The following is a 26,036-nucleotide window of genomic DNA, read 5'->3' as shown; positions in this document are numbered from 1 at the left end:
GTCACAGCAGCGAGGGCAGCCAGGTCGCCAGGCCGGGCATCAGCACGACAAGCAGGATCAGCACGAAGACACAGGCGATATAGGGCAGCGCCGCGCGGGCGACCTGGGGCAGGGTGGTGCCCGGCGGGCAGACGCCCTGCATGATGAACAGCAGCAGGCCGAAGGGCGGGGTGGTAAAGCTGACCTCGAGCATGAGCAGCATGATCAGCCCCCACCAGACCATGTCGAACTGCAGGCTCATGGCCAGGGGCACGAAGATCGGCAGGGTGATCAGCATCATCGACACCTGGTCCATGAACATGCCCAGCACGAGCAGGATCAGGGCCATGACGAACAGTGTTTCGGTCGGGCCCATCTGCAGCGAGGTGGCCCAGCCGACCAGCCCCGAAGACGCGCCGGAAAAGGCCAGCAGCTGGGCAAAGGTCGACGAGGCGGTGATCAGAAGGAAGGTCATGCCGGTCACCCGGGCGGCATCGGCCACGGCTTCGGTCACGGCCTTCATGTCCAGCGCGCGGAACCCCAGGGCCAGCAGGGCCACGGCCACGATGCCCAGGGCGCCGCTTTCGGTCGGCGTGGCCACGCCGGTCAGGATCGACCCGACAACGGCCAGGATGATGACGACCATGGGCATGACGTCGCGGGCAAAGATCCACATCCGCTCGCCCAGGGGGACGGGGACGTAATCGTAATCGGGCGCGGCCTCGGGATCGAGCTTGGCCTGGCCATAGATCAGCAGTCCGTAGAGCACGGCCAGCAGCACGCCGGGCACCAGCCCGGCGACCAGAAGGGCGCCGATGTCGATGCGGGCCAGCGAGCCGAACAGCACGGCCAGGGTCGAGGGCGGGATGATCACGGCCAGCCCGCCCGAGCCCAGGATCGGACCGATGGCCATGTGCCGCTTGTAGCCGCGTTTCATCATCTCGGGCACCATCAGCGAGCCCAGCATGCCGGTATTGGCCAGCGACGAGCCCGACAGGGCGGCAAAGACCGTGCCCGAGGTGACCGTCAGATAGGACAGCCGGGCCGGCAGGCGGCCGATCAGCACGTCGATGGCGTCCAGCACCCTCCGGGCCAGGCCGGAATGGAAGAACAGCGAGCCCATGACCAGGAACAGGGGCACCGGGGCCAGCGAATAGGTCGACACGGCCACGGTGGCATTGGCGATCATCTGGTCGACGCCCCGGCTGCCACCCATGAACAGGTAGACGCCGATGACGTTGATCACGAAGAAGCCCAGGGCAACCGGCAGGCCGATGCCCATCGACAGCAGCAGGCCGCCGACGAGAATGGCAATGGATAGGGTCCAGTCCATCATGGTGAAACCTCGCTGTCAGAGACCGGCATGCGCGTCGGGCGCGGCGCCGTAGAAACTTTCGCCACGGGCGAAGAAGGCCAGGAACTGCAGCCCGCCGACCAGGAAGCCCACGGGCATGGTCGAGTAGAGCAGCCACATCGGCATGTCGAAGGAGCGCACCTCGTAGGCGCCGCTGGCCAGGGTGTCGGCCAGGCTGAGCCCCGACCGCCAGGCCATGTAGAAACAGATCGCCGCGGCCAGGACCATCAGCATGGCTTCCCAGGCCCGGCGCAGGCCGGCGGGCATCATGGTCAGGGCGATTTCGACACAGACATGGCCGCGCGTGCGCACCAGCCAGGGGAAGCACAGGAAGGTGATGTGCAGCATGGCATATTCGACGCTGTTCACCGCCCAGACGATGGTCGTCAGGCCGAGGTTGCGCGAAACGACATCATAGGTGACGACGCAGACGATGGCGGCCACCAGCAGGCAGGCCAGCAGGAACAGCAGGCGGGACAGGGCATCCAGCAGCCGGACGGCAGAGGTCATGGCGATCCTCGTGGGAAACGGTGAGAGGGGCAGGGCAGAAGGGGAGGGGGCCGCGCGCGGTCAGGCCCCGCGCGGCTCCGGATCGGCCGGTCGTCTTGCGCGACCGGCCTCACGCGATCGGTCTTACTCGATCGGCTCGAAGAAGACGTCCTTGAGGGCGTCGTGATGGGTGGCGTCGCGTTCCTTGAGCCGGGCCCAGGCGATGTCATAGGCCGTGGTCAGGAAGGTCTCGGCCTGGGCGCCGGTCAGCTCGATCGTCTCGATGCCCTCGGCGGCCATGGCGGCCTTTTCGGATTCGTTCAGCGCCAGGTTGGCCTCGTAGGACGATTGCTCGTGCTCGATGGCCGCCTGCTGCAGGATCTCGCGGGCCTCGTCGGACAGGTCGTTCCAGGCATCCAGGTTCATGCTGATCAGCACGTCGGTCTGGAAGAAGGACGGGTCCAGCCGGTATTTCAGGAACTTGTTCCAGCCATAGTCGCGCAGGCCGGTGACCGGATAGCCCGCCCCGTCGACCACGCCGCGTTCCAGCGAGGTATAGACCTCGGCCGCGGGCTGCACGACGATGGTGGCGTTCAGCTCTTCGAGGAAGGCCCGGTAGAGCGGCGACGAGCGCAGGCGGATGCCGGTCAGGTCGACCTCGCCGCTGTCGGTGATCTCGGGCTTTTCGGTCAGCCAGAGGTGAAAGCCCGCGCCGCCGTCGACATGGGCCAGCACATGGGCATTGCCCTTCTCGTGGAAGATCTCGTTGATCATCTCGATGCCGCCGTCGGCGCGCACGTCCATCGGGTTGCGGTTCGACCCGGCAAAGGCCTCGCCCTCGGGCACGATGTTCAGGTAGAGCCCGGCAGGCAGCAGGAACATGTCGGCGATGCCGTTCTGCTGGGCTTCGCCCATGCGTGCCTGGGGAATGGTTTCCGGCCCGCCGATGGTCTGGATCTGCACGACACCGGCGCCGCGTTCATTCACCAGATCGACGTATTTCTGGAAATTCTGGGCAAAGGACACCTGGGCCGGGGTGAAGGTGATCGCGCGAACGATCTCGGTGGCCTGGGCCGAAACGGTGCCGGCGCCGATGGCCAGGGCGGCCAGGGCGGAGCGGATGAAGGTCTGGTGAAGCATGTCGTCCTCTCTGATGAAGCAGGGATGGCCGTTGTCCGGCCTTATCGTGTGGTTGGTTCGGGAAACTCGGCGGGCCGGGCGGGATAGAGAAACCCGGCCTCGTCGGCGCGTTCGAAGAACTGGTAGGCGGTATCGACAAAACGGCGCATGGTGGCCTCGGCCCGGCCGGGATCGCGGGCCAGGTAGGTATCAAGCAGGTCCTGCGCGCCTTCGCGCGCCCGGTCGCGGGCATCGGCGGTGTTCAGCGTGGCGGCCCGCACCAGCTGCACCTGCATCGCAAAGCGCGACAGGGTCTCGCGCATCCGGCCATTGGGCACGCGGCCCATCCAGAAATTGCGGAAGCCGGTGTTGGCCACCACCGCCCGGGCGGTGCTGTCGGCCCCGTCGAACCGGTCGAAGGCCGCGCGGAAGCTGCTGTCGCCGGCGTCGTCGGCCTGTTCGACCACCTGCCGAAAGGCCACCGGTTCAAGCGCGCGGCGGATCTCGAAGATCTCGCGGATGTCGCCGATCGACGGGGCCAGGACGGTATAGCCGCCCGAGCGTGTCTCGCGGATCAGCCCGTCGCTCTGCAACCGCCCCAGGGCCTCGCGGACCGGCGTGCGCGACACTTCCATCTCGCGGGCGATCTCGGCCTCGACCAGCCGTTCACCGGCCAGCCGGCGGCGCAGCATGATGTCGTCGACCAGGTGGGCATAGACCCTGGTGGCCAGCGGCGCGGATTTGCGGGACGGAGCGAGCATGATGCGGACTCGGTGGTGTACGTTGAGGTATACCTTGAAGCTTAAAATAAATATCGCAAGAAAAATCTGTGAATGTGGCAAGAATAATGTCGTAGGCAAAGAATAACTGGCTGAAATGATGAGCCTTGGTGGCCTGAAGTGCGAAAAAATACTTCAGGTCAGAATATTTCAAACCTCCGCCGCGATGGGCGGCGAAGGCGGGGTGCGGGGATCAGTTGGGCCGGATCAGGCCGCCGGGGCCTGCGGCATGGCAAAGCTGCGAACCGTGGCCAGGGCGCCGTCGAGTGCCTCGCCCTTTTCGTCGTCCAGCGCGGCGGCCCGGATGCGGCGCATCCAGTCGGCCGCATCGGCCCGGCCGTCCAGCATCTCGCGGGCGGCCATCACCCGGGCAAACTTGGACAGGCCGCGGGCATGGGTGTCGGAGTAGCCCTTGATCAGCCGGTAGTTGGCCAGCAGCTCGGCTGCCAGCGCCCGGTCGGTGGCCGCCGTGGTCATGGCCGTGTCGAACCAGTCGCGCACATGGGTCATCTCGCTGTCGTGGCGCAGCAGGCTGCGCCGGATCGGGCGCAGTGACGACACCAGCCACAGGGCCAGGAAGCCGCCCAGGCTGTCGGTGCGGATGCGCCTGCCCTTGTCGAAATGGCGCCCATAGACCCGTTCCATCCAGGCGCTCTTGCGCACCTGCCGGCCCAGGGCGCGGGGCAGGGTGGTCGAGAATTCCTCGAACCGGGGGTGGAAATACTCGGTCAGGGTCAGCACCTGGTCGTCGCGCACGGCCACCTCGTCGCGCACGCGCTGGAACCGGGTGGCCCGGGTCTTGATGTCGGCCACCCGCAGCAGATCGTCGTAACACAGCGCCCGGGCGGCATATTTGGCCGCGGCGATGGTCATGTCCCAGGGCGCCTGGTCCAGCCCGGCGGCGCGTTCGACCATGTCGAGATATTGCGCGCCGTACTCGACGTCCTGGTAATCGACAACCTTGGTCAGGCCCAGCCCGGCCATCTCGCGGGCCGCGTCGGGCAGGGCGTCCAGCCGGCTCTGCAGGGCCTGCCACCGGGATTTCAGCCGGTCGGGCACGTTCAGCACGGGCACCGGCTTGACCTCGGCCTTGGGTTGCGGCGGCTCTGCCGCGCCGGTCGCGCAATCATAGGCCGCGTTGAACGCCCGCAGCGAGGCTTCGACCCCGCGGCCCGAGGCGCGGATGACCTCTTCGTAGCTTTCCTTGGGGAAGGGCAGGGCGCCCGACCCGGCCAGCCCGCCCAGCAGCGAGGACGAGATCACCGAGCCGGCGTTCTTGGCCAGGGTTTCCATGTCGAAGGCCACGACATGGTCGGCGGCGATACCGATGGCTTCGATCACATCGGCGCCGTTGGCCCGCCCGTCGCCCGGCACGATCTTTTCGGCCACGGCGGGGATGCGGTGGGTCGAAGCGATGATCGTCGTGCGGCCCGGCGTCACGAAGCCGCGCATGATCGCCCGGCCGCCTTCCATCAGCTCGGCGGCCATCAGGATGTCGACATCTCCCTGCGCCGGCGACAGGGCAAAGACCGGGGGCCGGCCGGTGTCGCGGCACATCTCGATGTAATAGATCGTGGCGCCGGTCCGCTGGGCCACGCCGGCCACCGATGTCGACTGGGCGCGATAGCCGTTGGCCTCGGCCACGGCGGTGATCCAGTTGGTCAGCACGCCGCCGCCCTGTCCGCCGACGGCCAGCGCGGCCAGGGTGATGATGCGTTCGCCATCCGGGCCGGGCGAGCGGCGGGCAATGACGGGGGTGGTCTGCATGTTCATCGGGGCGCTCCTCAGGCGAAGGCGACGCGCTTGGCGTCACGGCGGGATTGCAGCCAGGAAATGATGCGGTTGCGGCGGGCCGAACGGCGCTTTTCGGCCTCGGTCGGGTTGGACACGACGCGGGCCTCGTAGAAGCTGGGGCAGAGCACGGCGGCATCGGCTACCTCGCCGCAATTGCCGCAGCCGACACAGGTCTGGTCGATGGCCGCGACCGGATCGTCGCGCAGCGGATCGCCGGTGTCCTTGACCGACAGCGACGGGCAGCCCGACAGGCGCATGCAGGCGTGATCGCCGGTGCAAACGTCTTCGTCGACACCGAAGCGCGGCCGTTCCACGCGCTTGCCTTCCTTCTGGGCCTTGGCCAGCTCGGGCTTCACCCGGCGCTGCTTGTTCAGCATGCATTCCGACGAGGCCACGATGACCTTGGGCCCTTCTTCTTCGGTGGTCAGCGCCTCTTTCAGCGTGTCGCGCATGCGGGTCACGTCATAGGTGCGGTCGATCTGGCGCACCCATTTCACGCCCATGCCCTTGACCGCGTCGACGATGGAATTCTGGGTCTGCTTCGACCGGTTGTCGGCTCGCGACGACAGGATGTCCTGGCCGCCGGTGGCCGCGGAATAATAATTGTCGACGATGACGATCACGTTGTCGGACTTGTTGAACACGGCATTGCCGACCGACGAGGTCAGGCCGTTGTGCCAGAACCCGCCGTCCCCCACGAAAGAGATCGACCGCCGGCCCTTCTTGTTCTCGTTGTGGAAGGCCGCGGCCGAGGCCGGGCCCAGGCCATAGCCCATGGTCGTCGCGCCCAGGTCGAACGGCGGCATGATCGAGAACAGGTGACAGCCGATATCGGACGAAATGTGGTGTTCGCCCATCTCTTCCTCGACCAGCTTGGTCGCCGCAAAGATCGGCCGTTCCGGGCAGCCGGTGCAGAACCCGGGCGGACGCGGCGGCAGGGTTTTCGACAGGTCGGGAATGGCCACCGGTTCCTCGTTGGTGGCCACCTTGGCCACGGGCAGCAGCGCCGGGGCATGGGATTCGAGGAAGGCGGCGATGCCGTCGACCATGACCTGCCCGGTATATTCACCGCCCATCGGCAGCTTGCCCTTGCCTTCCAGCTTCACCGTCCGGCCCTTTTGATAGAGCATGTGCCCGATCTGCTGTTCGATGTAGTTGGGATGGCCTTCCTCGACGATCAGCACGGCGTCCTTGCCGGCGCAGAAATCCAGGATCTGGTCCTCGACCAGCGGATAGACGCAGTTGAGGCAGAGCATGTCGATCTCGGTCTCGCCGTAGATATCGGCCAGCCCCAGCCGGTTCAGCGCACGCACGACGGTGTTGTAGGTGCCGCCCTGCAGGATGATGCCGACCTTCGACCCCGGCGTGCCGAAGCGCTCGTTGATCTCGCGCTCGACGATGAAAGCCTCGGCGGCCGGCTTGCGCTTGGTCAGCTTCTCGGCCTCGTGGAGGTAGGTCGCCGGCGGCAGCACGATGCGGTTGAGGTCTCGCCGCGGGTTCTCCAGCGCATCCGACACGGTCATCTCGGGGCGCTTGTTGTCGCGGGCCGTGAAATGGCCGTGGACATGGCAGGACCGGATGCCGACCTGCAGCATGACCGGCGTGTTGGTTGCCTCGGACAGGTCGAACCCGTCGCCCACGGCCTTGGTGATCGAGGGCAGGTTGGGCCGCGGGTCCATCATCCAGACCTGGCTCTTCATCGCGAAGGCATAGGTGCGTTCCTGCATGATCGACGAGCCTTCGCCGTAATCCTCGCCGACGATGATCAGCGCGCCGCCGGTCACCCCGCCCGAGGCCAGGTTGGACAGCGCGTCCGACGCGACATTGGTGCCCACGACCGACTTGTAGGTCACGGCCCCGCGGATCGGGTAATGCACCGAGGCCGCCAGCATCGCCGTGGCCGTGGCTTCGCTGGCCGAGGCTTCGAAATGCACGCCCAGCTCGCCCAGGATGTCCTGGGCATCGGCCAGCACGTCCATCAGGTGGGAAATCGGCGAGCCCTGGTAGCCGCCGACATAGCCCACGCCGTTTTCCAGCAGGGCCTTGGTGATGCCGAGGATGCCTTCCCCGGTAAAGGTTTCTCCGGCACCTTGCCGGAGCTTCTGGACTTCCTTGGCGAATGAACGCTCGGCCATGGGTGGTCTCCTTGGTGGGCGGGGTTGGCGGTGACGCGCGGGGCGCGGGCCCGGCGGTCAGAAATCGTGGTGGCGTATGTCGTAGAAGATGCGCATCAGCATCGTGTTCAGCGTCTCGCGGTCCTGCGGGTCCAGCGCCGACAGCATCGTGTCGCGCATGGTTGTCATCGCCGGCCAGGCCCGGTCATGGGCGGCCCGGCCCGCATCGGTCAGGTGGATGCGCCGGAACCGGCTGTCACCGGTCTCGGCCACCCGGCGGATCAGGCCCGCCGCTTCCATGCTGTCCAATGTCCGCGACAGGGTCGATTGCTTGATCACCGTCAGCACCGACAGCTCGTTCACCGTGCAGGGCCCGCCCTGGGCCAGAACCGCCAGCGCGCGCATCTGCGCCACGCTCACCCCTGCCTCGGCCAGGGCGTCTTCGACCCCCTTGTTGTAGCGGGCGATGATGCGGTTCATCAGGTAGGGCGTGAAATCCTCGAGCGCGTCGGTACGGTCGATCATGCGGCGCCTTTCATGCGGCCGGGCCGGGGTGATCCCCGGCCGGCGGCCTGTTGTGGGCTCAGCCCGCCGGCACCAGCGCCAGCGCGCGGATGGGCGAGCCGGTGCCGGCGACGATCTTCAGCGGGGCGGCGACAAAGATCGCGCCCTTGGCCGGCAGCTTGTCGAGGTTGGTCAGCGAGGCCAGCCCGTAGCGGTTGTGCTTGTGCAGCAGGTTGTGCGCCGGGAAGGGCGGTTCGAACCCGGCCGCCATGCCCGCATCGGTGCCGATGCATTGCGTGCCCCAGCCGAGCGCCTTCTTTTCCATCAGGTACTCGATGCAATCGGGGCTGGGTCCGGGCGTGTGGGGGCCGGTTTCGTCGGCGTTGAGGAAGCTGTCCTCGCTGCCGTTGAACTTGTCCCAATCGGTGCGCATCAGCACCCATTCGCCTTCCTTGATCTCGCCGTGTTCGGCTTCCCAGGCCTTCACGCCTTCGGCCGTCAGCAGGAAATCGGCGTTCTCGGCGGCTTCGGCCGAGCAGTCGATGACATTGGCCGGAGCCACAAAGAGCTGGGGGTCGATCGTGTCGACCGAACCGTCGGCGTAATCCTTGCCGGTGATCCAGTGGTGCGGCGCGTCGTAATGGGTGCCCGAATGCTCGCCCAGTTTCAGCCAGTTCCACGCCCACCAGGGCCCCCGGTCACCATAGCGCGAAATCTGGTGGATCTCGATCTTGGGCGTGTCGTCAGCCAGTTCCGGCGGCAGTTTCAGCAGCGGGGTGTCGGGGCCGAGAGGTGCGGCGCAGTCGATCACCTTGACCGAGCCGTCCAGCAGGCTGGTGGCAAGCGTGGCGAGCGTGTCCTGAGGGGTCATGAGGTGCCTTTCCCTTGTTGCGAGTCGTTCGGCAGTTCCTGAGTTATATGCAAATGCATGCAATCTAACATTTCAAGTTCAAAGCTATCCGACTGTCATGATTTTTTCATCCGCCGCCCGAATGCGCGCCCTGTCGGGGGCTGCGCCGGTTTATTGGGCAATGCTGTTGCCCTTGTTTGTTGGTTCATTGCGCCAATCGTCCGGGAATCGGGCGTTGGCGGTTGGGTCTGTGGCCGACGGGGCGTGGGTCTTTGGGGCCCTGAATCGGGACGGCGCCCGGAAATGTGCTTTAAGTATAAAATAAGCCCGCCCGGCATCTAAGGCGCGGGCGGGCTTGGGTTTTTGCGCTGACCTGGGGTCAGGCGGGCGGTCAGGCCGGGGTTGGCTGTAGCGCGCCGACCATGGCGCGGATGCGCGCGCAGGCGGTGTCGATCTCGTCCAGCGTGACCGAGCCGAAGCAGATCCGCACATGGCCTTCGCCGGCCGCGCCATAGAAGCTGCCGGCCTCGACGACCACGCCGGTTTCATCCATCAGCCGGTCGGCAAAGGCCTGGGCGGTCAGCCCGGTGCCCGAGATGTCGGGGAAGGCATAGATCGTGCCCTGCGGCCAGGGGCAGGTGATGCCCGGGATCTGGTTCAGCGCGCCGACCAGCCGCTGGCGCTTCTCGGCATCCTCGGCGATCAGCCCGGCCAGCACGGCGGGGTCGCCCGTCACCGCGGCCAGTGCGCCTTCCTGGATGAAGGTGTTCACATGGGTCACGTCATTGGCCGTGATCTTCAGCAGCGCATCCATAGCGGCCGCCGGGGCTACCATGTAGCCCAGCCGCCAGCCGTCCATCGCGTAACTCTTGGTAAAGGCAAACAGGCTGATCGTGCGCTCGCCCATCCCGGGCAGGGCGCCGATCGACAGGTGCTGCGCCCCGTCATAGAGGATGTCTTCGTAGACCTCGTCCGACATCACGATCAGGTCGTGGCGGATGGCGATCTCGGCCAGGGCCTCCAGCTCGTCGCGGTCATAGACACGGCCGGTCGGGTTGCAGGGGTTGATCAGCACGATCATCTTGGTGCGCTCGGTGATCGCGGCCTCGATCGCGGCGGGGTCGATCCGGTAGTCGTTGGCCGCGTCCAGCCGGGCCAGCACCGGCCGCGCGCCGGCCAGTTCGATCTTGCCGATATGCTGGGGGTAAAAGGGTTCGAGCAGGATCGCCTCGTCGCCCTCGTCGAGAAAGGCCATGATCGCGGCGTAAGAGCCATGGGTCAGCCCGTTGGTCACGATGATCCGCTCGGGGCCGACGTCCATGTTGTTGCGCGTCTTCAGCTTGTCGGCCAGCGCCGCGCGCAGGTGCGGCTGTCCGGCCAGGTCGGAATAATGCACCTCCCCGTCGCGCAGGGCGCGAATCGTCGCCTCCTTGATATGCGCGGGCGTGTCGGCCGAGGGGCGGCCCAGCTCCATGTGGATCAGGTCGTCGCGGCCGCTCTGGGCGGCGCGGGCATACATGCCGAAGGATTTCGGAGAGGTCTGGGTGATGCGGCGGGCGAGGTGTTTCATGGCTATTCCGTTGTCGCAAGAAGGGCGCGCGGGGTTCGCCGGCCGCCTTCGGTTGATTGCACCTTGCCCTTGCCGGCCGTGGATGTAAATAGCTTTGATCAAATGATCGTATGTGCGGCAGCGAGCCGGTGACGCCCCCGTTCTGGCTGTGATTTCGGCAAAGCGGCGGGATCGGGGCCTTGGCGCGCTTTTGCATGTGCGAAGACTGTTCCCTTCGCAGCCTGTCATGGTAATCGACGGCGCAGATTGAATTTTTCCCTTCGGGGTGGCCGCCAGGGCCGAATTGCCCCGGCCAGCGGAGACAGATGATGAAAAGCCCGGCGTCCTTCAATCCCGTCCGGTCGCGGCGCACCGTGCAGGACCAGGTCTATGACCAGCTGCGCGAGGCGCTGGTGTCGGGGGCCTTCGAGGCGGGGCAGAGCTTTACCATCTCGGCGCTGTCGACCCAGTTCGAAACCTCGCACATGCCGGTGCGCGAGGCGCTGCGCCGCCTGGCCGCCGAAAACGCCCTGCGGATCTCGTCGACGGGCACGGCCGTCGTGCCTGACCTGTCGGCCGAAGAGCTGGGCCAGATCTGCCAGGCCCGGCTGATCATCGAGCCGGCCACGGCCGAGATCGCGTTTGACCGGATCGGCGCCGACGAGCGTCGCGCCCTGGCCGAGATCCTGGACACCCACCGCCACACCGGCGAGACGGGGGACATCACGGCGATGCTGGAGGCCAACCGGCATTTCCATTTCTGCATCTACCACGCCGCGGGCAACCTGGTGCTGATCAGCCAGATCGAGAACCTCTGGCTGCGCAGCGGGGCCTATGTGCGGTTCCTGTCCGACCGGATGGGCGACCTGCTCAAGACCTCGTACAAGGCCGGGTTCACCCGTTACCACGATGACATGCTGGCCGCTTTCGATGCCGGGGACCGGGCGGGCTTTCGCGCTGCCATGACCGCCGACATCGTCGCCACCCGCGATCTTCTGATGGATTTCCTGAACGAAGACAGCGCCTGAACCGACCCCCTTCTGACCTTTTGCCATCCCGGCCGCGTGCCGGGACTGGCTGCGCTATTGCCGGAGCACCGATGACACTTGCCGACATGATGGAAATCCTGGGAATCCTGCTGACGGCCGGGTTGGTGGCCGGGTTGCTGGCGGGGATGCTGGGCGTGGGTGGGGGCATCGTTCTGGTGCCGGCCTTCCTGCTGATCCTGGATGCAACGGGCTACCAGGGCGCGGATGCGATGCAGATGGCCATTGCCACGTCGCTGGCCACGATCATCGTTACCTCGTTGCGGTCGCTGCATGCCCATTGGAAGCGCGGGGCGGTGGACATGGACCTGCTCAAGCGGCTGGCCCTGCCGGTCTGCCTGGCTGCCGTCGGGGGCATGGTGCTTGCCCAGGTCGCCCGGTCGTCCCACCTGATGGCCGTCTTCGGGGTGCTGGGCAGCGCGGTCGGCGCCTGGATGCTGCTGGGTCCCGGCGTGGCCCGCCAGGATGCCCGCCTGCCCCGCCCGCCGGTGCTGAGCGCCTATGCCGCGCTATTCGGCGGGTTGTCGGCGCTGATCGGCATCGGCGGCGGGTCGTTCTTTGTGCCCTTTCTCACCTGGAATGGCCGCAGTTCGCACCAGGCCGTGGCCACCTCGGCCGGGATCGGCGTGCTGATCGCCGCGCCGGCGGTGCTGGGCTTTCTCGTCGTGCCGACGCCCAATGATGCCCCGCCCTTCACCGTGGGCCAGGTCAGCATCGTGGCGGCGGTCATTGTCGTCTGTGCCACCATGCTGACCGCGCCGTTGGGTGCGCGGCTGGCCCACCTGATCAACGCGGCGCTTCTCAAGCGCATCTTCGGCGGGTTCCTCGTGCTGACCGCCGGCAAGATGCTGGTCAGCGCCATCCTGTCCTTCTGACCCCCGATTCGCTTTGGTTGTGAAATGACCCGCCCGTGTTTTCGGGCGGGATCGCAATGCTGCACGTGCGAAGGGTGGAAAGAATTACTTGAGGTATAAAATATATTGTGCCAGCATGGCGCCATCCTGCGGCGCCGGTCCGGCGCCTGTTCCACCTCGGGAGGAAATCTCATGACAGACAAGGTCGTTCCCGTCGTCACCCGCGCAACCGGCCTGGACGGCGGCACGGGGCAATCCGGCGATTGCGTCCGCATGTCGGGCGTCAGCCCGCAGCACACCCCGGCCACCAGGATCTGGTTCGGCCGCGTCTCGAACGAGCCGGGCCACCGCTCGCCGCCGCATCACCATTGCGAGGCCGAGACGGGCGGTTACGTGCTGTCGGGCCATGGCCGGATCTATTTCGGCGACGATTACAAGGAATTCATCGACATGTACGAAGGCGATTTCGTCTTTGTTCCGCCCTTCATGCCGCATGTCGAGGTCAACATGAGCACCACTGAAGAGCTCGTCTGGCTGACCTGCCGCACCCCGGACAACCTTGTCGAAAACCTGCCCGACGTGCCCGACGAGGCGCTGGAAGGCTATCGCCGGGCCTGATGGCCGGGCGGAAGGATCACCCATGAAACTGTTGCGTTATGGTGCCCCGGGCGAGGAGCGGCCGGGGCTTCTGGACGAAGGTGGCGTGCTGCGCGACCTGTCGGGCCAGGTGGATGACATTGCCGGCGACGCCCTGTCGCCCGCGGGCCTGGCGCGGCTGGCCGCGCTGGATCCCGCCGGTCTGCCGGTTGTCGAGGGCAATCCCCGGATCGGGCCGGCCGTGGCCCGCCCGGGCAAGTTCCTCTGTGTCGGCCTCAACTACGCCGATCACGCCCGCGAAACCGGCAAGGAGCCCCCGGCCGAGCCTGTGCTGTTCTCAAAGGCGGTCACCGCGCTGTGCGGGCCCAATGACGATGTCGAGATCCCGCGCGGGTCGGATCGCACCGACTGGGAAGTCGAGCTGGGTGTGATCATCGGCACCCGGGCGAAATACATCGACGAAGCGCAGGCGCTGGACCATGTCGCGGGCTATGCGCTGGTCAACGACGTGTCGGAGCGCCGGTTCCAGTCCGAGCGCGGCGGGCAATGGGTCAAGGGCAAGAGCCATGACACCTTCGGCCCGGTCGGCCCCTGGCTGGTGACCCGCGACGAGATCGCCGATGTCCAGGCGCTGGACCTGTGGCTGGACGTCGATGGCCAGCGCCGCCAGACGGGCAACACCGCGACGATGATCTTCGGCGTGGCTCACCTGGTCAGCTATATCTCGCAGTTCATGACGCTTGAGCCGGGCGACATCATTGCCACGGGCACGCCGCCGGGTGTCGGGCTGGGCATGACCCCGCCGACCTTCCTGTCGGCCGGCCAGGTCGTGACGCTGGGCATCACCGGGCTGGGCGAACAGCGTCAGACGATGGTGCAGGCATGAGCGACGTGATCGAACGGGCCCGGGCGGCGATGAACGACCTGACGGGCAAGACAGCCATCGTGACCGGCGCGGCCCGGGGGCAGGGCGCCGTCGAGGCCGAGCTGCTGGCCGCCTGCGGCGCGCAGGTGCTGATGTGCGACGTGCTCGAAGACGATGGCGCAGCGCTGGCCGAGACCCTGCGGGGCAAGGGGCTGGACGTGCGGTTCCGCAAGCTGGACGTGACCGCCGAAGCCTCCTGGGCCGCGGCGCTGGATGAGATCGCCGACTGGACCGGGCGGCTGGACGTTCTGGTCAATAACGCGGGCATCATCAATCGCAAGCTGATCGCCGACATGAGCGTGGCGGAATGGTCGGCGGTGATGAATGTCAACGCGACGGGCGCCTTCATCGGCATCAAGCTCTGCGCGCCGGTCATGGCCGCGACGGGCGGCGGGTCGATCGTCAACATCTCGTCCAACAGCGGATTTTCCGGCCATTACGACCCGGCCTATACGTCCAGCAAATGGGCGCTGCGCGGTCTGACCCGCTCGGCCGCGATGGAATTCGCGCGCCAGGGTGTGCGGGTCAATGCTGTCTGCCCCGGGCTGATCGTGACCGACCTGAACCGCAATTCGCCGCACCTGGCGCCGATGATCGGCATGACGCCGATGAACCGCAGCGGCGAGGCCGACGAGGTCGCCCAGCTGGTACTGTTCCTGGCTTCCGACGGGTCGGGGTTCATCACCGGCGAGGATTTTGTCATCGATGGCGGCTTTACCGGCGGCGCGGCATATCGCCGGGTGGCCCAGGAAACCGGGCTGCTCTGAGCGGCGGCGCTGCTGCAAACGAAAAGGGCCGGGCCATGTCATGTGGCCCGGCCCTTTGCCGTTGTCCTGCCCCGATGGGCGATCAGTTGCGATCAGTCGCGCGGGACGACGGCCGTGGCCTCGATCTCGATCCGGGCGGCGTCTTCCATCAGGCCGGTGACCTGCACCACGGCCATGGCCGGGAAATGGCGGCCGATGATCTCGCGGTAGGCCGCGCCGAAACCGCGCAGGTTGTCGAGATATTCGGCCTTGTCGGTGATGTACCAGGTCAGGCGCACCAGGTGTTCGGGCGCGGCCCCGCCGGCTTGCAGCACCTCGACGATGTTGATCAGGGTCTGGCGGAACTGGCCGACCATGTCCTCGTGTTCAAAGACCTGGTCGGCGTTCCAGCCCACCAGGCCGCCGGTGAAGATCATCCGTCCGTCGGCGATGACACCATTGGCATAACCTTTGGCGGGAGCCCAGCCGTCGGGCTGGATGAACATGTGGGGAGAGAGCAGGCTCATGTGGGTTCTTTCACCTTCTTGGGCGTGTGGAGATACGCGCCCATCCGGTCGCGCAGGTCGTCGGGCCAGGGCAGGGACCGGCCGGTTTCGAGGTTGGCATGCACCAGGGTGGCGGTGCCACCAAAGCGGCGCATGCCGGAAGACAGGCAGCGCAGGTCGAGCGTGGCCGAGGCCCGGCCGATCCGCGTGACGCCCAGGTCGATATCGAGCACATCCCCCAGCCGGGAGGGCGCATCGAAACGGATCTGGATATCACCCATCGGCGTGCCGTTGCCCTGTGCCAGCATCCCGGCCCAGGGGTGGCCCAGCCCATCGGCCATGAACCGTTCCACCAGCGCCGAGATCATTTCGAAATACCGGGGGTAGAAGACGATCCCGGCCGGATCGCAATGGTTGAATTCCACCAGGCGCGTGATGTGGAACCGGGCGGTCATGTCTCGCCCCCCGAGATCGACAGCGCCTGGCCGGTCACCATGTCCGAGCCTTCGGCGCAGAGATAGAGCACCGCCCGGGCCACGTCGGCCGGGGGCACCAGCCGGCGCATCGGGTTGGTCGCTTCGAGCGAGGCGCGGGCCTCTTCGGCGCTGCGCCCGGTCGTCTCGACGATATTGGCGATCGAGCGCTCGGTCATCTCGGTGTCCAGGAAGCCCGGGCAGATGGCATTGACCGTGATCCCCTTGCGCGCGACTTCCAGCGCGACGGACCGGATCATGCCGATGACCCCGTGCTTGGCCGCGGCATAGGGCGCGACATAGGGATAGCCCTTGAGCCCGGCGGTCGAGGCGATGGCGATGAGCCGGCCCCATGGCTTGCCGTCCATCGCCCGCAGGCCCTCGCGCAGGGTCAGGAAGGTGCCGGTCAGGTTGACGGTCATTATCCGTTCAAAGGCCTCGCGCGTGGTCCGGGCAAAAGGCGCGCTTTCCGACGCTCCGGCGTTGGCGATGACGATGTCGGGTCGCAGGTCCTGCATCAGCGCGGCCAGCGCGGCCTCGTCGGTGATGTCGCAGGGCACGGCCGTGATCGCCGCATGGCGGGCGGCCACGGCCTGCAGCGGGTCCGGCCGCCGGCCGCAGATCGTCACGGCCACGCCGGCATCCGCCAGGGCCAGGGCAATTTCCGCCCCGACCCCGGTTCCGCCGCCGGTCACCAGCGCCGTGGCGCCGCCGGGGATCATGACATGGCCTTTGCGCGTTCCGCCAGGGTGTTGGCCTGCCGCCGCCCGCCTTCGTAGGGCGCGGGCCAGGCCTGTTCGGTATCGCCCAGGTCGACGGCCGCATGCAGCGTCCAGTAGGGATCGGCCAGGTGCGGCCGGGCCAGCAGGACCAGGTCGGCGCGGCCGGCCATCAGCGTCGAATTGACGTGGTCGGCCTCGTAGATGTTGCCGGCCACCAGCGTCGGAATGCCCAGGTCGTTGCGCACGCGGTCGGCAAAGGGCACCTGGAACATCCGGCCATAGACCGGCTGTTCGGCCTTGTCGGTCTGGCCCGAGGACACGTTGATCGCATCGGCCCCGGCATCGCGCAGCATGCGCGAGATCTCGACGGCCTCCTGCGGGGTCACGCCCTCGTCGCCCATCCAGTCATGGGCCGAGATCCGCACCGTCATCGGCTTGGCGTCGGGCCAGGCCGCGCGCATGGCGTGAAAGACCTCAAGCGGGAAGCTCATCCGGTTTTCCAGGCTGCCGCCGTATTCGTCCTCGCGCCGGTTGGTCACCGGCGAGATGAACGAGGCCAGCAGATAGCCGTGGGCCGCGTGCATCTCGATCATGTCGAACCCGGCCGCATCGGCCGCCTGCACGGCGGCGACGAACTGGTCGCGCACCATGTCCATGTCGGCCCGGTCCATCGCCTTGGGCACCACGTTGCCGTCCATCAGCGGCAGGGCCGAGGCCGACAGCAGGGGCCAGTTCTCACCCTCGGGCAGCGCCCGGTCGATGCCGTCCCAGGCCAGCCGCGTCGAGCCCTTGCGCCCGGCATGGCCGATCTGGGCGCAGACCTTGGCGTCGGTCTCGGCATGGATGAAATCGGTCAGCCGCGTCCAGGCCGGCACCTGCTCGGGCCCGATACAGGGGCAGCCCGGGGTGATCCGGCCATCCATGCTGACGCAGAGCATCTCGGTAAAGACCAGCCCGGCCCCGCCCTTGGCGCGTTCGGCGTAATGCACGAAATGCCAGTCGTTGGGCATGCCGTCGCGGGCCTTGTACTGGGCCATGGGCGACACGACGACCCGGTTGCTCAGCTCCATGTCGCGCAGCCGGAAGGGCGCGAACATCGGCCGGCGGGTGCTGTTCGATCCGGCCTGGGCCTGGAACCAGGCCTCGGCCGAGCCCAGCCATTCCGGGTCGCGCAGGCGCAGGTTCTCGTGGCTGATCCGCTGCGACCGGGTCAGCAGCGCATAGTTGAACTGCATCATGTCCAGTTCGAGATAGCGCTCGACCTCTTCGAACCATTCGGTGGAATTGCGCGCCGCCGAGGTCACCCGCAGCACCTGCAGCTTGCGCTCGTCCTGGTAATCCTGCAGCGCGGCATTCAGCGGCTTGCCCGAATTCAGCTCGTCGGCCAGGGCGATGGCGCTTTCCATGCCCAGTTTCGACCCCGAGCCGATCGAGAAATGCGCCGTGGCCGAGGCATCGCCCAGCAACACGACATTCTCGAAATACCAGTTCTCGCAGGTCACCCGGGGAAAGCGGATCCAGGCCGAACCGCGGATGTGGTTGGCATTGGTCATCAGGGCATGGCCGCCCAGGTGCGCGGCAAAGATCTTTTCGCACAGGGCGATCGAGTCCTGCTGGCTGAGATCGGCAAAGCCGTAGGCCTCGTAGACCTCGGGCCCGCATTCGACGATGAAGGTCGCGGTGTCGTCGTCGAACTGGTAGGCATGGGCCCAGATCCAGCCGTGTTCGGTCTTTTCAAAGATGAAGGTGAAGGCGTCGTCGAATTTCTGATGCGTGCCCAGCCAGATGAAATGGTTGCGGCGCATGTCGATCTCGGGCTGGAACCGGTCTTCGTAGAGGCTGCGCGTGCGCGAGTTCAGCCCGTCCGAGGCCACCACCAGGTCATGCCCGGCTTTCAGTTCGGCCAGCCGTTCGGCCGAGATCTCGGTTTCGAAGGCCAGGTCGATGCCCAGTTGGCGGGCCCGTTCCTGCAACAGCAGCAGCAATTCCCGCCGGCCGATGCCGCAGAACCCATGGCCGCCCGATGTCATGCTTTCGCCGCCGCGCACGACCTTGACGTCATCCCAATAGGCAAAGTGGTCGCGGATCATCTTTTCGCTGACCGGGTCGTTGCCCTCGAAATTGTTCATGGTCTCGTCCGACAGCACCACGCCCCAGCCGAAGGTGTCGTCGGGGCGGTTGCGTTCGTAGACCGTGATCTCATGCGTGGCATCGCGCAATTTCATGGAAATCGCAAAGTAGAGTCCGGCGGGCCCGCCGCCCAGAACGGCAATCTTCATGGCTCATATCCTCATCAATCTGCAGGAAGGATAGTCGATTCCCATTTTACTTCAAGTATAAAGCTTTTGCTTGGGCCGAGCCTGGCGCAAATGTCTTGAAAATAGGCTAATCACTGTTCAGTTTAGGGAATGATGCTCGACAGGTCGATGAAAATCACTTACTTTACACATGAAGCATAAGCAACAGGATGGACCCCGGATGCCTTTCACGATCTCGAAGCGGATGCGATTTGGAGACTGCGACCTGACCGGCATCGCCTATCATCCGGCCTACCTGTCCATGCTGGTCGACGTGAACGAGGCGATGTTCTCGTCCTTCGGGGTCGAATGGAAAGAGCTGATGTTCGAGCGTCACCTGGGTCTGCCCAGCGTGCGGATGAACATCGAGTTCAGCAAGCCGGCGGTCTATGGCGACATTCTCGATTTCAACGTGCACGTGCGGCGCATCGGCCGGTCGTCGCTGGATCTCTATACCGTGGTCAAGGTGGGCGATGACGTGATCTGGACCATCGAGCAGAAGATCGTGATGACCTCGACCGAAACGCACAAGTCGCATCCTTGGCCGGATGATTGCCGGGCCGGGCTGGAGAAATACCTCGAACCCGCCGAGGCCTGAGGGGCCATCTGCCGCGCCGATGGGCAATCGGCAGGCGGCAGGGCGGTTCCGGGCACCGGTTGGCCGGCCGGGATGTCGAATCGGCTGGTGCGGCGATAAGCTTTATACTTAAAGTAAATCGGTAGGCGTCCCCGGGTCGGTCCCCGGCCGGGCGGGGCGCCCGACGAAGCAACGGGACATCACATGACGGCAGATCACGAATTCATCGCATGCGGCAGCGTGGCCGGCTTGCTGGCGCAGCAGGCTGAAACGTTTGCCGACCAGGATCTCTTTGTCCTGCCGGCCTCGGTGCGGGCCATGTGGGACGCGCCGCAATCGGCCTGGAGCTACGGTGAGGTGCACGCCCGGGTGTCCGCCCTGGCCGCGGCCTATCGCGGCGCCGGATACGGGCCGGATCATCGCGTGGCCCTGCTGCTGGAAAACCGGCCGGCGCATTTCGAACATTGGCTGGCGCTGAACACGATTGGTGTCACGGTGGTGCCGGTCAATCCGCAGGCCAGCGCGGACGAGCTGACCTACCTGTTGTCGCACAGTGAATCCGTTCTGCTGGTCCGCCTGCCCGGCCATGCGGCGCTGGCCGATCCGGTGGCCGCGGCGCTGAACGTGGCTGTTGCCGGGCCCGACGACGCGCCGCAGGCCATCGGTGCCGAACAGCCGCTGGCGCCGGCCGATCCCGAACGCCCCTGCGCGCTGATCTATACTTCCGGCACGACGGGCCGGCCCAAGGGCTGCGTGCTGTCCAACCGCTATTTCCTGAACTGGTCCCATTGGTACCGGTCCCAAGGCGGCCATATCGCGCTGCGCGACGGGGTCGAGCGGCTGATGACCCCGCTGCCGACCTTCCATGTCAACGCCATGGGCCATTCCTTCATGGGCATGCTGTCCTGCGGCGGGGCGCAGATCATCGTCGACCGGTTCCACCCGCGCCAGTGGTGGGCCGAGGCGATCGAGACAAAAGCGACGTGTTTCCATTACCTTGGCGTGATGCCGGCGATCCTTTTGGAATTGCCCGAGACACCCGAGGAACGCAGCCATGGCATGCGCTTCGGGCTGGGCGGCGGGGTGCATCCCGATCATCATGCCCGGTTCGAAGAGCGCTATGGCGTCTGCCTGCTGGAAGGCTGGGCGATGACCGAAACCGGCGGCGCGGGCACGATGTGCGCCGCGAGCGAGCCGCGCCATGTCGGGCAGCGCTGCATCGGGCGGCCCGACCGGCCCGGCCCGGAGATCGAGATGAAGGTTGTCGATGATGCCGGCAACGAGCTGCCGCGCGGCACCCCGGGCGAGCTGATCGTGCGGGCGCGGGGCGACGATCCGCGCAAGGGGTTCTTTACCGAGTATCTCAAGAACCCGGAGGCCACGGCCGAGGCCTGGGTCGATGGCTGGCTGCATACCGGCGACGTGATGCGGATGGACGAGGACGGCGCGCTGTTCTTCGTCGAGCGCAAGAAGAACATCATCCGCCGCTCGGGCGAGAACATCGCTGCGGCCGAGGTCGAGGCGGTGATTTCCCAGGTGCCCGGCGTGTCGGCCGTGGCCGTCGTGGCCTCGCCCGATCCGCTGCGCGAGGAAGAGGTGCTGGCCGTGATCGTGCCCGCCGATCCCGGTGGCGACGGCGCGGCGCTGGCCGATGCGATCTTTGCCCGCTGCGAGGAAAAGCTGACCTATTTCAAGGTGCCGGGCCTTGTGGTGCCGGTGGCCAGCCTGCCGACGACCTCGACGCAAAAGGTCCAGAAAGCCGGGCTGCGCGACATTGCCAATGCGCCGCTCGATGCGCCCGGTTGCGTCGATCTGCGCGAGCGCAAGAACGCCCTGCGCAAGGCCAGGTAGCGGGGTCAACCGCCTTAACCCAAAACGCCCGGTCCTTCACGGCCGGGCGTTTTTGTTTCAGGTGTGAAGAGATGTGCCGCCCTATCCGGCCTCGCCGGGCACCAGCGCCAGCACCCGCAGGGGGCTGCCGGTGCCGTTGCGGATCTTGAGCGGGGCAGCCATCAGCAGCGCGCCGGTGGCCGGCAGCCGGTCGAGATGGGCCAGGCATTGCAGGCCATAGCGGCCGTTGCCATGCAGGATGTAATGGGCCGGGTAGGGCGGATTGTAATGCATGCCCTGGCCGGCATCGGTGCCCACCGTCTCGGTGCCGAACCCCCGGATGTCGCGCTGCTCGACCAGAAAGCGCACGGCTTCGGGCGTGGGGCCGGGCGAATGGGCGCCGTCCTCGCGCATGTTGAGATAGGCCGCGCCGCTGCGCCGGGACCAGTCGGTGCGCATGAAGACCCAGGCGTCGGCCGGGATGCGCCCGTGTTCGGCCTCCCAGGCCTCGATCACCGGCACGGTCAGCTCGTAATCCTCGTCTTCGGCCGCCCCGGCCGAGCAGTCGATCACGCAGACCGGGCCGACGAAGCGGTCGACCGGGATCTCGTCGACCGCGCCATTGGCCACGTCACGCCCGGAAATCCAGTGGACCGGCGCGTCGAAATGGGTGCCGGTATGTTCCGACATCGAGATGTTGTGCCATTTCCAGCCCGGGCCGCGATGGTCATAGGCCGAGACTTCCTCCATGCGGAAGCGCGCGCATTGGCCGAATTCGGGGGGCAGGATGATCACCGGGAAATCGGGATCGAGCGTGTGGGTCAGATCGACGACCTCGACGGCCCCCGATGCCAGGGCCAGGGCCATGTCCTGAAGGATTGCGGTCACTGTCCATCTCCTGCCAGTTCACGTTCCAGAACGCGCGGATTCTGCCGCCAGCGTTCCGCCAGTTCGCGTGCGACATCGCCGCACCAGACGTCTTCGAGCCCGTCGCGCAGCCCGGCGACCAGCGACCGGGCCAGCGCCGAGGGCGTGACCTTGGGCGGGGGCACGTCCTGGTGCCAGTCGTCTTCGGTCGGGCCGCAGAACAGGGTCATCACCCGCACCCCGCCGGGGCGCAGCTCGGCGCGCAGCGACTGGCACACCGACAGGGCGGCGGCCTGCGAGGCGTTGAACGAGCCATAGGCGGGATCGTTGACCAGCGCATGGGCGGCCAGGATGTTGACCCAGGCCACGGCGTTGTTGGTGCCATCGGCGCCCCGGGCGCGCATGCCCGGACCAAAGGCCTGGGCCAGGCGCATCAGGCCCAGGCAATTGACCTCCATCTCGTCGCGGGCAAAGGCGGTGTCGCCCCGGGCCAGGATGCCGCCGGGCCGGATGAACCGGGCGTTGTTGACCAGGATGTCGACCTTGCCACCGATCTCGCCGGCCAGCTCGGCCACAGACGAGGTGTCGGTCACGTCGAGCGGCACGATCTGCACGCCGGGGATGGCCTCCAGCGCGGCGCGCTGCGGATAGGGTCGCCAGGTCTCGGCCTCGCCGACCATGACCATGGTGGCGCCGGCGTCGATCAGGGCCCGGGCCAGGGCCGGGGCATTGTCCTGCCGGCCGTCGGTGATCAGGCAGCGCCGGTGTTTCGGATCGGCGCCCAGTTCGCGCAGCTCGGGGTCGTCGGCCATGTCGGGGGTCGCTTTCTCGGGAACGGCCATCAGCACGCCCTGGCCGGCGCGGTCCAGCCGGGCGATCAGCCGGACGGGCTGGCCCTTGACGCAATCGCCGTGGACATGGGCAAAGACCGATGGCCCGGCCTTCAGGCGGATCGTGCCGGTGCGCCAGGGCGCCTGGCGGCGGAAATAGAGATTGGGCGAGGTGCGCACCGTGGTTTCGGCGATCAGGTCGCCGCGCGGGTCGGTGTCCTGCCAGGTCAGCTCGGTGCACAGGCAATCGTTGCAGGCATCGCGGGGCGGGTACTGGACCGCGCCGCAGGCCGCGCAATGTTGCAGCATGAACCGGCCTTCGGCCGCGGCGGCGGTCAGGCCCATCGCCGCCCGGCTGCGGGTCGCAGGGGGCAGGACCGGGACGGGCTGGACCTTCTGGGGGTTCTTGCGGGGCGGCGGGGCAATCGGCTTGGTCATGCGGCCTCTCCTGTCAGGACGGCCGCGCCGGAGCACAGGCCGCGGTCGTAGTTGATCATGCCGAAGCCCGAGACCAGGGCATGTTTCGCCCCGGCCACCTGGGTCGGCCCGGCCTGTCCGGTGACCTGGCGCAGGGCCTCGACCAGGCCCAGGTATCCGCCCCCGGCGCCGGCCTGTCCGGCCGACAGCTGGCCGCCGGACGTGTTGTGGGGCAGGTCGCCGGTCACGGTCAGGTCCTTGTCGCGCAGGAAATCGGGGCCTTCGCCCTTGCCGCAGAAGCCGAGGTCTTCGAATTGCAGCATCGAGATCACGGGATAATCGTCATAGGTCTGGACCAGGTCCATGTCGATGGGCGCCAGCCCGGCCATCGACCACAGGTCGTCGACATCGCGGGCCCAGCCGCCGCGCAGCTGGATCGGATCGTCGGGGAAGGCATTGTGGCGTTCGATCGTGCCGGCGATGCGCACGAAGGGCAGGCCCTGCTGCACGGCGGTGTCCTCGGTCATCACCAGAAAGGCCTCGGCCCCGGCGCAGGGCATGACACAATCGAACAGGGCGATCGGGTCCGAGATCGGCCGGGCGGCCAGGTAATCGTCCATGGTCAGGGGCTTTTTCATCAGCGCGTTGGGGTTGCGCAGGGCATTGTCCCGCTGGGCGACGCAGAGCCGCCCGAAATCCTCGCGGGTGGCGCCGTAAGTGTCCATGTAGGCATCGGTCAGCAGGGCAAACATCGAGTTCGGCCCGCCGTAGCCATAGGGATAGGACGCATCCATGGCAAAGCGCGAGAAGCTCGACAGCAGCTTGCGGAAACTGTCGATCTGGTTGGTGTCGCCGGCGATGCAGGCCACGATGCTGGCGTCCCCGGCCTGCACGGCCCGGGCGGCCCGGCGCAGCCCGACGATGCCGCTGGCCCCGCCCATGGGGATCGAATCAAGGTAGCGCAGGCCCAGGCCCAGGTGCTGGGTCAGGCCCACGGCCGAATCCGGGAACAGCGTGAACGAGGCCACCGACAGCCCGTCGATCTGGTCCTTGCGCAGCCCGGCGGCATCCAGCGTGCCTTTCAGGGCGCGGGCCAGCCAGACATGGGCGGTATCGGTTGAATACCGCTGGTAGGCGGTCGAATGGGGCGCGGCCAGGACCACGCCGTCGTAGGGGCTGCGCGGGCTCATGCCATCTGCCTCTTCTTCAGGGAACGGGTGTCGGCCGTGCCCGGGGCGTCGACCAGCCCGGCCGCCAGGGTCTTGAGCGCGGCGCGCTGGATCTTGTTGGTCGGTGTCAGGGGCAGGGCGTCGACGAAGGCGATGAAGCCCGGCACCTTGTAATAGGCCATTTGGCCAAGCGCCCATTCGGCGATCTCGCGGGCCAGGTCGGGCCCGGCCGGGGCCGAGACGCGCAGGCAGGCAAAGACCTCGTCGCCACGGATGGCGTCGGGCACGGCGGCCACGCCGGCGGCGTCGATGGCCGGATGGCGCATCAGCACGGATTCCACCTCGACGGCGGCGATATTCTCGCCCGAGCGGCGGATGACGTTCTTCTTGCGGTCGACAAAGACCATGTCGCCGTTTTCCTTCTGCAGGACGACATCGCCGGTATGGAACCAGCCGTCCGCCCAGACCTTGGCCGTTTCTTCCGGGTTCTTCCAGTATTCGACGAAGAACCCGCGCCTTGGGTCCGGCCCGGCATGGCGCACCAGCAACTCTCCGGGCTGGCCCGGGGCCACGTCGGCGCCGGTGTCGTCGGTGATGCGGATCTCGATCTCGTCGGTCGGGCGGCCGAAACAGGCCTCGCCCACCGAGCGCGGCGGCAGGTTGGCCGCGATCACCGCCCCGGCGCCGGTCTCGGTCATGGCCCAGGCCTCCATGATGGGAAAGCCGAAGCGGGTTTCAAAGGCCGCGTGCAGGGCCGGGTCGACCCCGGCGCCAAAGCCGAAACGCACCTTGTGATCGCGATCCGCCGGGCTGGCGGGCGCGCCCATCAGCATCGAGGGCATGACGCCCAGGTAATGCAGGCAGGTGGCTCCGCTGTCCCGCACCGAGGCCCACCAGGACCGCGGGTGGAACCGGTCCAGCGCGATCAGGCAGCCGCCGACCGTGACCATGGCCATGAAGGAATAGGCCATGGCGTTCATGTGAAAGATCGGCAGCGGGGTCAGCATGCGCTCGCCGTCCTGGCCGAGGGCGCAGATGCCGCCGGCATTGGCATACCAGCGCCCGGCTTCGAGGAAATATTCATTGGCCAGCACGCAGCCCTTGGGCTGGCCCGTCGTGCCCGAGGTGTAGAGCATCGCGGCCTCGCGGGCGGTGCCTTCGGTGGCCGGGTCAAAGGCCAGCGTGGCCGGCGCCGCGGGGAAGGGCGCGCCCACGGGCACCACGGGCATGGCGATCCCGGTGGCCCGGGCGGCGGCGTCCAGCTCGGCGCAGCGGGCGGGGATGGCGATGGCCAGCGCCGGTTCGGCATGGGCGATCATGTATTCCAGCTCGGCCACGCGCAGGTCGGGATTGACCGGAACGACCGACAGGCCGGCGGCATTGGCGGCCAGCCAGTACAGGAAGAAATCCGGCCGGTTCTCCAGCAGCAGCATGATCCTCTGGCCGGCCCGGTAGCCGGCGGCCTGCAGCGCATCGGCCCGTTCGCGCACCGTGGCCAGGGCCGTGGCATAGGGGATCGGCCCGGCGGGGATGTCATAGATCCCGGCGGTCTCGGGCAGGACATCCAGGACCGGCCGGTCGGGCCAGCGGGCGGCGGCGTCGGAAAAGGCGCTGAAGACGGTGGATCGTGTCATGGAACTCTCGGTCGG

General features: G+C 67.1%; 24 protein-coding genes. 7 read left to right on the top strand and 17 right to left on the bottom strand.

From position 1 onward, the window contains the following. Position 1 precedes the first annotated feature (1 nt). From ACK3BB_RS24240 to ACK3BB_RS24200, 9 genes are all read right to left on the bottom strand, one after another. The gene (locus tag ACK3BB_RS24240) at positions 2–1,315 is read right to left on the bottom strand and encodes a TRAP transporter large permease (RefSeq protein ID WP_428929286.1); all 1,314 of its coding nucleotides are present in this window, start codon (positions 1,313–1,315) and stop codon (positions 2–4) included. Between the two features lie 15 nt (positions 1,316–1,330). Then, entirely contained in the window at positions 1,331–1,843 is a 513-nt protein-coding gene (locus ACK3BB_RS24235; protein WP_428929285.1) for a TRAP transporter small permease, read from the bottom strand. A gap of 123 nt (positions 1,844–1,966) precedes the next feature. Then, positions 1,967–2,962, bottom strand: coding sequence for a TRAP transporter substrate-binding protein DctP (dctP, locus tag ACK3BB_RS24230; RefSeq protein WP_428929284.1), 996 nt, complete (start codon positions 2,960–2,962; stop codon positions 1,967–1,969). Positions 2,963–3,003: 41 nt separating this feature from the next. After that, on the bottom strand, positions 3,004–3,702 hold the full coding sequence (locus tag ACK3BB_RS24225; RefSeq protein WP_428929283.1) for a GntR family transcriptional regulator: 699 nt from the start codon (positions 3,700–3,702) through the stop codon (positions 3,004–3,006). Positions 3,703–3,927: 225 nt separating this feature from the next. Beyond that, the gene (locus ACK3BB_RS24220) at positions 3,928–5,493 is read right to left on the bottom strand and encodes an indolepyruvate oxidoreductase subunit beta family protein (protein ID WP_428929282.1); all 1,566 of its coding nucleotides are present in this window, start codon (positions 5,491–5,493) and stop codon (positions 3,928–3,930) included. An 11-nt stretch (positions 5,494–5,504) separates the two neighbouring features. Beyond that, the gene (locus ACK3BB_RS24215; RefSeq protein WP_428929281.1) at positions 5,505–7,649 is read right to left on the bottom strand and encodes a thiamine pyrophosphate-dependent enzyme; all 2,145 of its coding nucleotides are present in this window, start codon (positions 7,647–7,649) and stop codon (positions 5,505–5,507) included. 57 nt (positions 7,650–7,706) lie between these two features. Next, positions 7,707–8,153, bottom strand: a complete 447-nt coding sequence (locus tag ACK3BB_RS24210) for a MarR family winged helix-turn-helix transcriptional regulator (protein ID WP_428929280.1) — start codon at positions 8,151–8,153, stop codon at positions 7,707–7,709. 58 nt (positions 8,154–8,211) lie between these two features. Next, positions 8,212–9,003, bottom strand: a complete 792-nt coding sequence (locus tag ACK3BB_RS24205) for a cyclase family protein (RefSeq protein WP_428929279.1) — start codon at positions 9,001–9,003, stop codon at positions 8,212–8,214. A 370-nt stretch (positions 9,004–9,373) separates the two neighbouring features. Then, on the bottom strand, positions 9,374–10,552 hold the full coding sequence (locus ACK3BB_RS24200) for a pyridoxal phosphate-dependent aminotransferase (protein ID WP_428929278.1): 1,179 nt from the start codon (positions 10,550–10,552) through the stop codon (positions 9,374–9,376). A gap of 308 nt (positions 10,553–10,860) precedes the next feature. Between ACK3BB_RS24200 and ACK3BB_RS24195 the strand changes: the two genes are divergently transcribed. The 5 genes from ACK3BB_RS24195 to ACK3BB_RS24175 all read left to right on the top strand — a co-directional run bounded on the left by ACK3BB_RS24195 (position 10,861) and on the right by ACK3BB_RS24175 (position 14,720). Beyond that, on the top strand, positions 10,861–11,559 hold the full coding sequence (locus tag ACK3BB_RS24195) for a GntR family transcriptional regulator (RefSeq protein ID WP_428929277.1): 699 nt from the start codon (positions 10,861–10,863) through the stop codon (positions 11,557–11,559). Between the two features lie 71 nt (positions 11,560–11,630). Continuing rightward, entirely contained in the window at positions 11,631–12,452 is an 822-nt protein-coding gene (locus ACK3BB_RS24190; protein WP_428929276.1) for a sulfite exporter TauE/SafE family protein, read from the top strand. Positions 12,453–12,623: 171 nt separating this feature from the next. Next, positions 12,624–13,049 (top strand): cupin domain-containing protein, encoded by a 426-nt coding sequence (locus ACK3BB_RS24185; protein ID WP_428929275.1) that lies wholly within the window; start codon positions 12,624–12,626, stop codon positions 13,047–13,049. Positions 13,050–13,071: 22 nt separating this feature from the next. Further along, on the top strand, positions 13,072–13,914 hold the full coding sequence (locus tag ACK3BB_RS24180) for a fumarylacetoacetate hydrolase family protein (protein WP_428929274.1): 843 nt from the start codon (positions 13,072–13,074) through the stop codon (positions 13,912–13,914). Further along, positions 13,911–14,720 (top strand): SDR family NAD(P)-dependent oxidoreductase, encoded by an 810-nt coding sequence (locus ACK3BB_RS24175; protein ID WP_428929273.1) that lies wholly within the window; start codon positions 13,911–13,913, stop codon positions 14,718–14,720. Before ACK3BB_RS24180 ends, ACK3BB_RS24175 begins: the two co-directional genes overlap by 4 nt. A gap of 92 nt (positions 14,721–14,812) precedes the next feature. Here ACK3BB_RS24175 and ACK3BB_RS24170 read toward each other — a convergent pair whose 3' ends face one another. Genes ACK3BB_RS24170 through ACK3BB_RS24155 form a run of 4 tightly spaced genes read right to left on the bottom strand, consistent with a single transcriptional unit; the run spans position 14,813 to position 18,679 of the window. Continuing rightward, the gene (locus tag ACK3BB_RS24170) at positions 14,813–15,226 is read right to left on the bottom strand and encodes a RidA family protein (protein ID WP_428929272.1); all 414 of its coding nucleotides are present in this window, start codon (positions 15,224–15,226) and stop codon (positions 14,813–14,815) included. Further along, positions 15,223–15,660 carry an acyl-CoA thioesterase gene (locus ACK3BB_RS24165; RefSeq protein ID WP_428929271.1) on the bottom strand — a complete coding sequence of 146 codons (438 nt, stop codon included), beginning with the start codon at positions 15,658–15,660 and terminating at the stop codon, positions 15,223–15,225. The genes ACK3BB_RS24170 and ACK3BB_RS24165 overlap by 4 nt, the downstream gene beginning before the upstream one ends. Beyond that, on the bottom strand, positions 15,657–16,400 hold the full coding sequence (locus ACK3BB_RS24160) for an SDR family NAD(P)-dependent oxidoreductase (protein ID WP_428929270.1): 744 nt from the start codon (positions 16,398–16,400) through the stop codon (positions 15,657–15,659). The genes ACK3BB_RS24165 and ACK3BB_RS24160 overlap by 4 nt, the downstream gene beginning before the upstream one ends. Next, complete coding sequence (locus ACK3BB_RS24155) at positions 16,397–18,679, bottom strand: bifunctional salicylyl-CoA 5-hydroxylase/oxidoreductase (protein WP_428929269.1); 2,283 nt, start codon at positions 18,677–18,679, stop codon at positions 16,397–16,399. The genes ACK3BB_RS24160 and ACK3BB_RS24155 overlap by 4 nt, the downstream gene beginning before the upstream one ends. Positions 18,680–18,902: 223 nt before the next feature. On the opposite strand from ACK3BB_RS24155, the gene ACK3BB_RS24150 reads away from it, so the two are divergent. Together ACK3BB_RS24150 and ACK3BB_RS24145 are read left to right on the top strand one after the other, a co-directional pair. Next, positions 18,903–19,295, top strand: coding sequence for an acyl-CoA thioesterase (locus ACK3BB_RS24150; RefSeq protein WP_428929268.1), 393 nt, complete (start codon positions 18,903–18,905; stop codon positions 19,293–19,295). Between the two features lie 183 nt (positions 19,296–19,478). After that, the gene (locus tag ACK3BB_RS24145; protein WP_428929267.1) at positions 19,479–21,125 is read left to right on the top strand and encodes an AMP-binding protein; all 1,647 of its coding nucleotides are present in this window, start codon (positions 19,479–19,481) and stop codon (positions 21,123–21,125) included. A gap of 81 nt (positions 21,126–21,206) precedes the next feature. Here ACK3BB_RS24145 and ACK3BB_RS24140 read toward each other — a convergent pair whose 3' ends face one another. From ACK3BB_RS24140 to ACK3BB_RS24125, 4 genes are read right to left on the bottom strand one after another with little or no spacing between them, the layout of a single operon-like run. Further along, positions 21,207–21,971 carry a cyclase family protein gene (locus ACK3BB_RS24140; RefSeq protein ID WP_428929392.1) on the bottom strand — a complete coding sequence of 255 codons (765 nt, stop codon included), beginning with the start codon at positions 21,969–21,971 and terminating at the stop codon, positions 21,207–21,209. Positions 21,972–21,988: 17 nt separating this feature from the next. Then, positions 21,989–23,239, bottom strand: coding sequence for an SDR family oxidoreductase (locus ACK3BB_RS24135; RefSeq protein ID WP_428929266.1), 1,251 nt, complete (start codon positions 23,237–23,239; stop codon positions 21,989–21,991). Further along, positions 23,236–24,408 carry a thiolase family protein gene (locus tag ACK3BB_RS24130; RefSeq protein ID WP_428929265.1) on the bottom strand — a complete coding sequence of 391 codons (1,173 nt, stop codon included), beginning with the start codon at positions 24,406–24,408 and terminating at the stop codon, positions 23,236–23,238. The genes ACK3BB_RS24135 and ACK3BB_RS24130 overlap by 4 nt, the downstream gene beginning before the upstream one ends. Then, on the bottom strand, positions 24,405–26,021 hold the full coding sequence (locus ACK3BB_RS24125; RefSeq protein ID WP_428929264.1) for an AMP-binding protein: 1,617 nt from the start codon (positions 26,019–26,021) through the stop codon (positions 24,405–24,407). Before ACK3BB_RS24125 ends, ACK3BB_RS24130 begins: the two co-directional genes overlap by 4 nt. Between the last annotated feature and the right edge of the window lie 15 nt (positions 26,022–26,036).

Origin of the sequence: Marinibacterium sp. SX1 (genome assembly GCF_050389775.1) — a bacterium.
Classification (GTDB): domain Bacteria; phylum Pseudomonadota; class Alphaproteobacteria; order Rhodobacterales; family Rhodobacteraceae; genus Marinibacterium.
Note: the sequence above shows the minus strand (reverse complement) of the source record. Positions and strands in the feature narration are given on the sequence as shown.

Bases quoted from the DNA above. Each gene is read 5' to 3' on its own strand.
- ACK3BB_RS24180 (WP_428929274.1), top strand. From the start codon at position 13,072: ATGAAACTGTTGCGTTATGGTGCCCCGGGCGAGGAGCGGCCGGGGCTT.
- ACK3BB_RS24195 (WP_428929277.1), top strand. From the start codon at position 10,861: ATGAAAAGCCCGGCGTCCTTCAATCCCGTCCGGTCGCGGCGCACCGTG.
- ACK3BB_RS24135 (WP_428929266.1), bottom strand. From the start codon at position 23,239: ATGACCAAGCCGATTGCCCCGCCGCCCCGCAAGAACCCCCAGAAGGTC.
- ACK3BB_RS24160 (WP_428929270.1), bottom strand. From the start codon at position 16,400: ATGATCCCCGGCGGCGCCACGGCGCTGGTGACCGGCGGCGGAACCGGG.
- ACK3BB_RS24200 (WP_428929278.1), bottom strand. From the start codon at position 10,552: ATGAAACACCTCGCCCGCCGCATCACCCAGACCTCTCCGAAATCCTTC.
- ACK3BB_RS24190 (WP_428929276.1), top strand. From the start codon at position 11,631: ATGACACTTGCCGACATGATGGAAATCCTGGGAATCCTGCTGACGGCC.
- ACK3BB_RS24215 (WP_428929281.1), bottom strand. From the start codon at position 7,649: ATGGCCGAGCGTTCATTCGCCAAGGAAGTCCAGAAGCTCCGGCAAGGT.
- ACK3BB_RS24130 (WP_428929265.1), bottom strand. From the start codon at position 24,408: ATGAGCCCGCGCAGCCCCTACGACGGCGTGGTCCTGGCCGCGCCCCAT.
- ACK3BB_RS24155 (WP_428929269.1), bottom strand. From the start codon at position 18,679: ATGAAGATTGCCGTTCTGGGCGGCGGGCCCGCCGGACTCTACTTTGCG.
- ACK3BB_RS24150 (WP_428929268.1), top strand. From the start codon at position 18,903: ATGCGATTTGGAGACTGCGACCTGACCGGCATCGCCTATCATCCGGCC.
- ACK3BB_RS24185 (WP_428929275.1), top strand. From the start codon at position 12,624: ATGACAGACAAGGTCGTTCCCGTCGTCACCCGCGCAACCGGCCTGGAC.
- ACK3BB_RS24170 (WP_428929272.1), bottom strand. From the start codon at position 15,226: ATGAGCCTGCTCTCTCCCCACATGTTCATCCAGCCCGACGGCTGGGCT.
- ACK3BB_RS24165 (WP_428929271.1), bottom strand. From the start codon at position 15,660: ATGACCGCCCGGTTCCACATCACGCGCCTGGTGGAATTCAACCATTGC.
- ACK3BB_RS24225 (WP_428929283.1), bottom strand. From the start codon at position 3,702: ATGCTCGCTCCGTCCCGCAAATCCGCGCCGCTGGCCACCAGGGTCTAT.
- ACK3BB_RS24125 (WP_428929264.1), bottom strand. From the start codon at position 26,021: ATGACACGATCCACCGTCTTCAGCGCCTTTTCCGACGCCGCCGCCCGC.
- ACK3BB_RS24210 (WP_428929280.1), bottom strand. From the start codon at position 8,153: ATGATCGACCGTACCGACGCGCTCGAGGATTTCACGCCCTACCTGATG.
- ACK3BB_RS24235 (WP_428929285.1), bottom strand. From the start codon at position 1,843: ATGACCTCTGCCGTCCGGCTGCTGGATGCCCTGTCCCGCCTGCTGTTC.
- dctP (WP_428929284.1), bottom strand. From the start codon at position 2,962: ATGCTTCACCAGACCTTCATCCGCTCCGCCCTGGCCGCCCTGGCCATC.
- ACK3BB_RS24175 (WP_428929273.1), top strand. From the start codon at position 13,911: ATGAGCGACGTGATCGAACGGGCCCGGGCGGCGATGAACGACCTGACG.
- ACK3BB_RS24220 (WP_428929282.1), bottom strand. From the start codon at position 5,493: ATGAACATGCAGACCACCCCCGTCATTGCCCGCCGCTCGCCCGGCCCG.
- ACK3BB_RS24145 (WP_428929267.1), top strand. From the start codon at position 19,479: ATGACGGCAGATCACGAATTCATCGCATGCGGCAGCGTGGCCGGCTTG.
- ACK3BB_RS24205 (WP_428929279.1), bottom strand. From the start codon at position 9,003: ATGACCCCTCAGGACACGCTCGCCACGCTTGCCACCAGCCTGCTGGAC.
- ACK3BB_RS24140 (WP_428929392.1), bottom strand. From the start codon at position 21,971: ATGGCCCTGGCCCTGGCATCGGGGGCCGTCGAGGTCGTCGATCTGACC.
- ACK3BB_RS24240 (WP_428929286.1), bottom strand. From the start codon at position 1,315: ATGATGGACTGGACCCTATCCATTGCCATTCTCGTCGGCGGCCTGCTG.